Origin of the sequence: Leeuwenhoekiella nanhaiensis (assembly GCF_002744755.1) — a bacterium.
Classification (GTDB): Bacteria; Bacteroidota; Bacteroidia; order Flavobacteriales; family Flavobacteriaceae; genus Leeuwenhoekiella; species Leeuwenhoekiella nanhaiensis.
On sequence record NZ_KZ319291.1, the window covers coordinates 253,814 to 262,916 of the forward strand.

The 9,103-nt window shown below is 43.4% G+C and carries 6 protein-coding genes, 2 tRNA genes and 2 rRNA genes (1 of these 10 only partly in view); 7 read left to right on the forward strand and 3 right to left on the reverse strand.

What is annotated here, in order from left to right; all coding sequences use genetic code 11:
- Positions 1-52 precede the first annotated feature (52 nt).
- Positions 53-565, reverse strand: coding sequence for a DUF4870 domain-containing protein (locus tag CJ305_RS11690; RefSeq protein ID WP_099646454.1), 513 nt, complete (start codon positions 563-565; stop codon positions 53-55).
- 145 nt (positions 566-710) lie between these two features.
- Between CJ305_RS11690 and CJ305_RS11695 the strand changes: the two genes are divergently transcribed.
- The 3 genes from CJ305_RS11695 (at position 711) to CJ305_RS11705 (ending at position 2,499) form a co-directional block, all read left to right on the forward strand.
- A complete protein-coding gene (locus CJ305_RS11695; protein ID WP_099646455.1) occupies positions 711-1,166 on the forward strand; it encodes a DUF4442 domain-containing protein in 456 nt (151 codons plus the stop codon).
- Between the two features lie 191 nt (positions 1,167-1,357).
- The gene (locus CJ305_RS11700; RefSeq protein ID WP_099646456.1) at positions 1,358-2,158 is read left to right on the forward strand and encodes a TIGR00266 family protein; all 801 of its coding nucleotides are present in this window, start codon (positions 1,358-1,360) and stop codon (positions 2,156-2,158) included.
- Between the two features lie 143 nt (positions 2,159-2,301).
- Positions 2,302-2,499 carry a hypothetical protein gene (locus CJ305_RS11705; protein WP_099646457.1) on the forward strand — a complete coding sequence of 66 codons (198 nt, stop codon included), beginning with the start codon at positions 2,302-2,304 and terminating at the stop codon, positions 2,497-2,499.
- A 36-nt stretch (positions 2,500-2,535) separates the two neighbouring features.
- Here the strand turns inward: CJ305_RS11705 and CJ305_RS11710 are convergent, their stop codons facing one another.
- Together CJ305_RS11710 and CJ305_RS11715 are read right to left on the reverse strand one after the other, a co-directional pair.
- Entirely contained in the window at positions 2,536-3,489 is a 954-nt protein-coding gene (locus CJ305_RS11710) for a hydrogen peroxide-inducible genes activator (protein ID WP_099646458.1), read from the reverse strand.
- Positions 3,490-3,596: 107 nt separating this feature from the next.
- Positions 3,597-4,007, reverse strand: coding sequence for a DUF2141 domain-containing protein (locus CJ305_RS11715; protein ID WP_099646473.1), 411 nt, complete (start codon positions 4,005-4,007; stop codon positions 3,597-3,599).
- Between the two features lie 933 nt (positions 4,008-4,940).
- Here CJ305_RS11715 and CJ305_RS11725 point away from each other — a divergent pair.
- The 4 genes from CJ305_RS11725 to CJ305_RS11740 all read left to right on the forward strand — a co-directional run.
- Positions 4,941-6,468, forward strand: a 16S ribosomal RNA gene (locus CJ305_RS11725).
- A 137-nt stretch (positions 6,469-6,605) separates the two neighbouring features.
- A tRNA-Ile gene (locus CJ305_RS11730) sits at positions 6,606-6,679 on the forward strand.
- 204 nt (positions 6,680-6,883) lie between these two features.
- Positions 6,884-6,960 (forward strand) — tRNA-Ala (locus tag CJ305_RS11735).
- A gap of 240 nt (positions 6,961-7,200) precedes the next feature.
- Positions 7,201-9,103, forward strand: a 23S ribosomal RNA gene (locus CJ305_RS11740) (its annotated part continues 604 nt past the right edge of the window); the annotation flags it as partial.

The window sequence follows — 9,103 nt, forward strand, 5'->3', positions numbered from 1 at the left end:
TAATAACTGTTCGTTTTGTTCCGCAAAGCGGAAATTGATTGATGATGGTTGCCTAAACTTCAGTTGATGAGGCTGAAGCGGTTTCCTGTTCAGAAAACTTAAGCGGTTTTAAAAAGTTGATACTAAGCGGGTATTTGTATTCTTCTCCATTACTGGCACTTACTGCGGCCGAAATAACCGAGAATAGCGTGATGACAAATAACGCGAGCAGGAGCAGGGCAAATACCAGTGCGGTAATGATGAGTCCGCTGGCCTGTCCCGGAAAAACCATGTTGTCAAAAGTCTCCTCGCTGATATAGCCTTGTTCCCCGGCAGCTATAAGACCTTGCCAAACCAGAAAGGGAATGGCTATAAGAACTAAGCCGATGGCGTAGAGAAAGGTACTCATCTGAAAATTCAGGGCCCGTCTTCCGTGATTTTCTACAAATAGCGAATCCCGTTTTAAAGCTGCCCAGATTATTAGCGGCGCAATAAAATTTCCTAACGTAAAAAGGAACTGACTAAACACCGAAAGGTGTATAAAAGTAGCGGTGTTTTTCTGACTTGTGGTAATGCTAGTTTCCATTGCTTATTAATTTCTTATGCAAATATATATCTAAAAAAAGGTATTATGCAATGCAAAGTACTAAAAATTAACTTTTACTTAACATATTAAAAAGCTGTGGAATGTCATTTTAGAAGTCTATTTTTGGAGTCTAAAATCACTAGTTATGGCTGTTACTGCAGGGAAATTCAATACTTTTTTAATGTTTAAGCTGCCGTCTGCCTGGCTTTGTGGTGTGCGGGTGCGTAAAATTTCTGCGACAAGTTGTACCACAACCGTAACGCACCGGTGGATTAATCAAAATCCTTTTAATTCGATGTTTTGGGCAGTGCAGGGTATGGCTGCGGAGTTAAGCACCGGAACTATGGTTATTGATCAAATACGCAACAGCGGTCATAAAATCTCGATGCTGGTCGCCAACAACAAGGCTTCGTTTACCAAGAAAGCAACCGGTAAAATTACCTTTGTCTGTAAAGATGGAGATAAGATCGAAGAGGCCATTCGCGCCACGGTAGAAACCGGAGAGGGCCAAACCTTCTGGATGCAAAGTGTGGGTACAAACCAGGATGGGGTAGTGGTAAGCACCTTTGATTTTGAATGGACAGTAAGGGTTAAGCGTTAATAATTCAAAGTTCAAAGCTCAAAATTCAATTCGAGTTCGAGAATTTGAATCCGGAATTGTTCATACATCTGATTGTTCCTCTCTTCCTTTTTTTCTGAATTTTTCTGATTGGATTGAAAAAGCTATTGTAACAAAACCAAATTTCGCGCTACTTATTGGTTAAATCCAATCCAATCAAAAACGAATATACTATGGAAGCACACGAAATAGATTATCAGATTTTCGGCGAAGAAATGCAATATGTAGAGATCGAACTCGATCCTCAGGAAGGCGTTATTGCCGAAGCCGGAACCTTTATGATGATGGAAGACGGGATCAGGATGGAAACCATTTTTGGCGACGGTTCAAAGAACGACACCGGCTTATTAAATAAAATCTTCGGTGCCGGAAAGCGACTGCTTACCGGGGAAAGCATGTTTATGACGGTTTATTACAATACCGTGATGGGCAAAAAGCGCGTAAGCTTTGCCTCACCCTATCCCGGTAAAATCATTCCTATTGACCTTTCTAAAAATGGAGGTCGCTTTATATGTCAAAAAGATGCTTTTCTATGCGCAGCTAAAGGTGTATCAATTGGAATCGAGTTTTCCAGAAAACTGGGCCGCGGACTTTTTGGTGGAGAAGGCTTTATTATGCAACGCCTTGATGGCGACGGGATGGCTTTCGTTCACGCCGGCGGTACAACCTTTAAAAAAGAATTACATCCAGGTGAAAAGCTTAAAGTGGACACCGGCTGTATCATAGGTTTTGACCATACGGTAAATTACGATATTGAGTTTGTAGGCGGTATTAAAAATACGCTTTTTGGCGGTGAAGGTGTGTTCTTTGCAACCCTCACCGGTCCCGGAACTGTTTATGTACAGTCCTTACCTTTTAGCCGTCTGGCTAAACGCGTTTGGGCAGCAGCACCGCAGGGAGGTGGTAAAGATAAAGGGGAAGGCAGTATCCTGGGAGGACTTGGCGATTTGCTGGATGGCGATAATCGATTTTAATCCCTATTTGGTTGATAGGTTTTTCAGATTTTAACAATTTGTTATGAATTAAAAAGCTATTTTTAAGAGTCTTTAAAATAAAAACCAAATCATATTCGACCCAAAACTACTTAAACAATACTTTAACCAAAAACAATTCAAATATGGCAAGAGCAATGTTTGAGTACACCAAAACTGTTTTAAAAAAAGTGAGTTTTGATAGTGTGCTTTTTTGCAAAGAATTACAAAAAGCTGCAAAACGTTTACTTCCTTATGAAATTGAGGAATTACGAGTTTGGATTCAGGACCTGACCAAGGCAAATCCCGAATTAAATCAATGTATTATTTATCTTAATGTATAAATCAAAAGGCTTCTCAAACGAGAAGCCTTTTCTTTTTTAATTCTTTTGCTTGCCCTGTGGCAACGGACTGATGATTTGCACATTTTGAAAGGTAATGGCTCCTTTCACCACCCCGGCAATGGTGGTGCGCAGAGCTTCAATGATTTGCATTTTCAACTCGCTTTTATGATATAAGAGACTTACTTCACGAGCCGGAGCCGGGTCTTTAAAATGGTGCAGGTGTTTCCGCTCTGATTCTTTGATCTCTAAGGTATGTAAATAAGGCAGTAAAGTCATTCCCAGGCCTTCATTAGCAAGTTTTACCAGCGTTTCAAAACTTCCGCTCTCTAGTGAGAAAATCTCATCATCATAATTACGGTTGGTTTTGCAGAGATTGATAACCCCGTCTCTAAAACAATGTCCGTCTTCTAATAGCAGCATGTGATCAAGATCCAGGCTTGAAACATCGATCTTTTCATTAACCTCCAGCTCCCGGTTTTCAGGCATATAGGCCACAAAAGGTTCATAATACAAAGGGCGCTCTTTAATATTTTGCAGCATCAGTGGTGTTGCTGCAATGGCTGCATCCAGATGTCCTTCTTCAAGCCGCTCTATAATAGTTTCAGTCGGTAGCTCTTCAATCTTCAGTTTTACCTTGGGATATTTTTTGATGAAGTTCCGCAGGAACATCGGTAGGAGGGTAGGCATCACCGTTGGGATCACCCCCAGCTTAAATTCTCCGCCTATATAACCTTTTTGCTGATCAACAATATCGCTGATGCGATTGGCTTCATTAACAATATTGCGAGCCTGCTGAACGATTTTTTGACCCACATCGGTGAGTTCAATAGGTTTTTTGCTTCGGTCAAAAATCAAAACATCCAGCTCGTCTTCCAGCTTTTGAATCTGCATACTTAAAGTAGGCTGGGTGACAAAAGTCTTTTCGGCCGCTTTGGTGAAATTTTGATTTTCGGCAACTGCCAAAACATATTTCAGTTGTGTAATGGTCATACGTATATATTATAGTTCAAAAATAGAATGACCATTTGGTTTTTTAATGAAAAACAAAAGGAAAATAAAAACTTTTGATTTAAATCCCGGTCGGTATAGTGTGCAATCTAAAACCGAATTTCAATAGCAGTAGATTCCTTTCCTAGCTCAAACTTACTGGCATCCCAATTTGGAGGTCCCATAGTCATAATATTATTTGAAGTGCCGTAAGATTCTTTAGGCATCCCGTTGGGTTCAAAATCCATTTTATCATTGCCGTTGGCGTCGTGAAAACAGATTACGGCATAGACACCCGGTTCAAGATTTTCAAATACTATAGATGCCTTTCCGTCTTTAATACTACTACTCGCACTTTCTAATGGCGGTGCTTTCATAAAATTGTCTTGACTATAAAGACCAAATTGGACAGTACCTTCATCACTTGTCGCATTAGTGACAGTAACTGTAAGGTTAACCGGCTCCTGAGAAAAGGCGTAAGTGCTTATAGCTAATAAACAAAGAGTAAAAAGAGTTTTCATAATAAATCGTGTATAAGTGAATAGTAGAGCTAAACTATACAGGTCAAAGCAGATCAAAAAGTATAAAGCACTCAATTGTCATATATAAGGTATGAGTTGTGTTTTATTTAGGGGGCTTTGATTGCTTTAGGCAATCACCGCGCTGTCGCTACTCGCTTTTTTCACTTCCCTGCGGTCGTAAAAAAGAGCTCAAACAAGCCGCTCCATCGCTAAGCCATAGGTGAGGGTGCTTCTTTTGAGTTTAAAAGGCATATTTTGATTGGACTTTTTTCGGTTGTTGACGTCTTGAAGAAGGATGTCTTGTGCTGAAAATAAAGTTTGGGAGAAAAATTTAAAGTTGATAGTCTAGGACGCCTAATTGCATTTCGACGTTTTTTTGTGGAATTATCAAGGGATTTGCGGTTTTTACTCGGATGTTCGGTTGAGTAGAAGTGTTTCTTAAGCTGGTATTTTAGAAAATTTTAAAATTATTTTCAGTCCTAAGTAATTGGCAATAAGGGTCTAGTTGAATACTTGAAAAAAAGTTTTTAAAAAGTGCTTGCGGGATAGGATATTCGTTCTATATTTGCCGCTCCAAAATCGCTGATAAAAAAGCGGTTTACGTTCCTTAAAAGAGTTGCTAAACAAAAGAAAAAATAATTTTAAAAAAGTTTCTTTGTTATTCAAAAAAGGTTGTATATTTGCAGCCGCTTTCGAGGGGAGCAACGCACATTGAAACAGAGTGATTTGGTGATTTAGAAACAGGGTTCGATTCCCTTACACTTAGCAGAGATTTCTTCTTTATTCATTAAGGAGAAAAGTTATTTGACATATTGAATTGACAACGCGTCCTGATAATTATCAGGATTGAATTAAAACTAGAACGACCATTTTGAGCACTCTTTAAGAGTGTGATTAAATTTCCTTATATCGTGGGATATTATTAAAGACACTACGATGAAGAGTTTGATCCTGGCTCAGGATGAACGCTAGCGGCAGGCCTAACACATGCAAGTCGAACGGTAACAGGGAAAAGCTTGCTTTTCCGCTGACGAGTGGCGCACGGGTGCGTAACGCGTATGCAATCTGCCTTGTACTGGAGTATAGCCCAGGGAAACTTGGATTAATCCTCCATAGTATATAGAATTGGCATCAATTTTATATTAAAGGTTACGGTACAAGATGAGCATGCGTCCTATTAGCTAGTAGGTGTGGTAACGGCACACCTAGGCAACGATAGGTAGGGGTCCTGAGAGGGAGATCCCCCACACTGGTACTGAGACACGGACCAGACTCCTACGGGAGGCAGCAGTGAGGAATATTGGACAATGGGCGAAAGCCTGATCCAGCCATGCCGCGTGCAGGAAGACTGCCCTATGGGTTGTAAACTGCTTTTATACGGGAAGAATAAGTGCTACGTGTAGCACGATGACGGTACCGTAAGAATAAGCACCGGCTAACTCCGTGCCAGCAGCCGCGGTAATACGGAGGGTGCAAGCGTTATCCGGAATCATTGGGTTTAAAGGGTCCGTAGGTGGACTGATAAGTCAGTGGTGAAAGTCTGCAGCTTAACTGTAGAATTGCCATTGATACTGTTAGTCTTGAATTGTTGTGAAGTAACTAGAATATGTAGTGTAGCGGTGAAATGCATAGATATTACATAGAATACCGATTGCGAAGGCAGGTTACTAACAATATATTGACACTGATGGACGAAAGCGTGGGGAGCGAACAGGATTAGATACCCTGGTAGTCCACGCCGTAAACGATGGTTACTAGCTGTCCGGCCTAATTGAGGGCTGGGTGGCCAAGCGAAAGTGATAAGTAACCCACCTGGGGAGTACGTTCGCAAGAATGAAACTCAAAGGAATTGACGGGGGCCCGCACAAGCGGTGGAGCATGTGGTTTAATTCGATGATACGCGAGGAACCTTACCAGGGCTTAAATGTAGTCTGACAGGGGTGGAAACACCTTTTTCTTCGGACAGATTACAAGGTGCTGCATGGTTGTCGTCAGCTCGTGCCGTGAGGTGTCAGGTTAAGTCCTATAACGAGCGCAACCCCTGTGGTTAGTTGCCAGCGAGTAATGTCGGGAACTCTAGCCAGACTGCCGGTGCAAACCGTGAGGAAGGTGGGGATGACGTCAAATCATCACGGCCCTTACGTCCTGGGCCACACACGTGCTACAATGGTAGGTACAGAGAGCAGCCACGTCGCAAGGCGGAGCGAATCTATAAAACCTATCACAGTTCGGATCGGGGTCTGCAACTCGACCCCGTGAAGCTGGAATCGCTAGTAATCGCATATCAGCCATGATGCGGTGAATACGTTCCCGGGCCTTGTACACACCGCCCGTCAAGCCATGGAAGCTGGGGGTACCTGAAGTCCGTCACCGCAAGGAGCGGCCTAGGGTAAGACCGGTAACTGGGGCTAAGTCGTAACAAGGTAGCCGTACCGGAAGGTGCGGCTGGAACACCTCCTTTCTAGAGCTTTGCTGCTTAGCAGACAAAGCCACGACTATAAGGAAAGGATTCGTTTTAGTTTTTAGTTGTCAATTCAAGATATTTTTCAGTTGATGGTCCTGAATTTATTTCAGGACCATTCAATTGATTAATAGGACAGTCTCATAGCTCAGCTGGTTAGAGCGCTACACTGATAATGTAGAGGTCGGCAGTTCGAGTCTGCCTGAGACTACTTGAAGCAGCTATGCTGCGAAAGTACTATCCGCGCAGGCGGATATCTTTAAGATTAGAGTCACAGACTTTGTTTTAGAGGAAGTTCATAAACAGAAATTGAAGGAAATTTTAGAAGTTGGGTAACCCAGTTTGCAGTAAGCAGGAGCAGTTAGCAGTAATTAAGACTGTGTACTGAATACTGAAACTGCCGGCTATAAAAAATGGGGGATTAGCTCAGCTGGCTAGAGCGCCTGCCTTGCACGCAGGAGGTCATCGGTTCGACTCCGATATTCTCCACCAGGCAATGCCTGGAGATATGAAATATTATCTTCAGAGCTTGCAGTGAGCAGCATAGATGATTTAATTGTCTATCGCGACTCGCGATCGTTCATTGACATATTGGGAAATAATAAGAATACGAGAGAAACAAATTTTTAGTTTACTAGTAATAGTTAATTAAAGTTATAGATAGAACTCATTAGAATACAATAATAAAAGGCTTAGTGTAATAACTATAGTCCTTATAAGAGCAAGAAGTACAATAAGCTAAATAAGGGCGTATGGGGGATGCCTAGGCTCTCAGAGGCGATGAAGGACGTGATAAGCTGCGAAAAGCTGCGGGGATTGGCACATACAAGTTGATCCGCAGATATCCGAATGGGGCAACCCACTTGATTGAAGGTCAAGTATCCGCAAGGAGGCAAACCCGGGGAACTGAAACATCTAAGTACCCGGAGGAAGAGAAAACAATAGTGATTCCGATAGTAGCGGCGAGCGAACTCGGATTAGCCCAAACCGGTTCTGTTACGGCAGGCCCGGGGTTGTAGGACCACAACATTTTATGCATAATGAATTAGAACACGTTGGAAAGCGTGGCCATAGACGGTGATAGCCCGGTATAGGTAAAGAATGTTATAGATAGTGGTATCCTGAGTAGTGCGGGGCACGTGAAACCCTGTATGAATCTGGCGGGACCATCCGCTAAGGCTAAATACTCCTGAGAGACCGATAGTGAACCAGTACCGTGAGGGAAAGGTGAAAAGAACCCTGAACAAGGGAGTGAAATAGACCCTGAAACCATACGCTTACAAGCGGTCGGAGCCCCTTTGGGGGTGACGGCGTGCCTTTTGCATAATGAGCCTACGAGTTACTTTATCTAGCAAGGTTAAGATGTTCAGCATCGGATCCGTAGCGAAAGCGAGTCTTAATAGGGCGTTTAGTTAGGTTGAGTAGACGCGAAACCGTGTGATCTACCCTTGGGCAGGTTGAAGCTGTGGTAACACATAGTGGAGGACCGAACCCGTTGACGTTGAAAAGTCTTGGGATGACCTGAGGGTAGGGGTGAAAGGCCAATCAAACTCGGAAATAGCTCGTACTCCCCGAAATGCATTTAGGTGCAGCGTTGATTTATAGTTTTATAGAGGTAGAGCTACTGATTGGATGCGGGGGCTTCACCGCCTACCAATTCCTGACAAACTCCGAATGCTATAAAATGTTGATCAGCAGTGAGGGCATGGGTGCTAAGGTCCATGTCCGAGAGGGAAAGAACCCAGACCATCAGCTAAGGTCCCCAAATGTATGTTAAGTTGAAAAAACGCGGTTGGACTGCCCAGACAGCTAGGATGTTGGCTTGGAAGCAGCCATTCATTTAAAGAGTGCGTAACAGCTCACTAGTCGAGCGGTCCGGCATGGATAATAATCGGGCATAAACATACTACCGAAGCTATGGCATCTTTAAGATGGGTAGGGGAGCATTGTAACAAAGTTGAAGATGTACTGTGAGGTATGTTGGATTGGTTACAAAAGAAAATGTAGGCATAAGTAACGATAATGCGGGCGAGAAACCCGCACACCGAAAGACCAAGGTTTCCCCGGCCATGCTAATCAGCCGGGGGTCAGTCGGGACCTAACGCGAACCCGAAAGGGGTAGTGGATGGACAACAGATTAATATTTCTGTACCTGCTCACGTTAAAAGTGACGGAGGATCAAGTTTGGTGCGTGCTGACGGAATAGCACGTTGAAGCAACTGTTAAGGTTGTGATAGTACACTACGGCTACGGCCACGGTGATAATCCAGAGGAGATCCTTCCAAGAAAAGCGAGTGAAGCAGCCCGTACCGTAAACCGACACAGGTGGTTGGGATGAGGATTCTAAGGTGCTCGAGAGATTCATGGCTAAGGAACTAGGCAAAATCGACCCGTAACTTCGGGAGAAGGGTCGCCCATCTTCGGATGGGCCGCAGTGAAGAGGTCCAGGCGACTGTTTATCAAAAACACAGGGCTCTGCGAAATCGAAAGATGAAGTATAGGGCCTGACACCTGCCCGGTGCCGGAAGGTTAAGAGGAGATGTTAGCTTTACGCGAAGCATTGAATTGAAGCCCCGGTAAACGGCGGCCGTAACTATAACGGTCCTAAGGTAGCGAAATTCCTTGTCGGGTAAGT

Coding starts and splice junctions, on each gene's coding strand:
- CJ305_RS11690 (WP_099646454.1), bottom strand. CDS start 565: ATGGAAACTAGCATTACCACAAGTCAGAAAAACACCGCTACTTTTATA.
- CJ305_RS11695 (WP_099646455.1), top strand. CDS start 711: ATGGCTGTTACTGCAGGGAAATTCAATACTTTTTTAATGTTTAAGCTG.
- CJ305_RS11700 (WP_099646456.1), top strand. CDS start 1,358: ATGGAAGCACACGAAATAGATTATCAGATTTTCGGCGAAGAAATGCAA.
- CJ305_RS11705 (WP_099646457.1), top strand. CDS start 2,302: ATGGCAAGAGCAATGTTTGAGTACACCAAAACTGTTTTAAAAAAAGTG.
- CJ305_RS11710 (WP_099646458.1), bottom strand. CDS start 3,489: ATGACCATTACACAACTGAAATATGTTTTGGCAGTTGCCGAAAATCAA.
- CJ305_RS11715 (WP_099646473.1), bottom strand. CDS start 4,007: ATGAAAACTCTTTTTACTCTTTGTTTATTAGCTATAAGCACTTACGCC.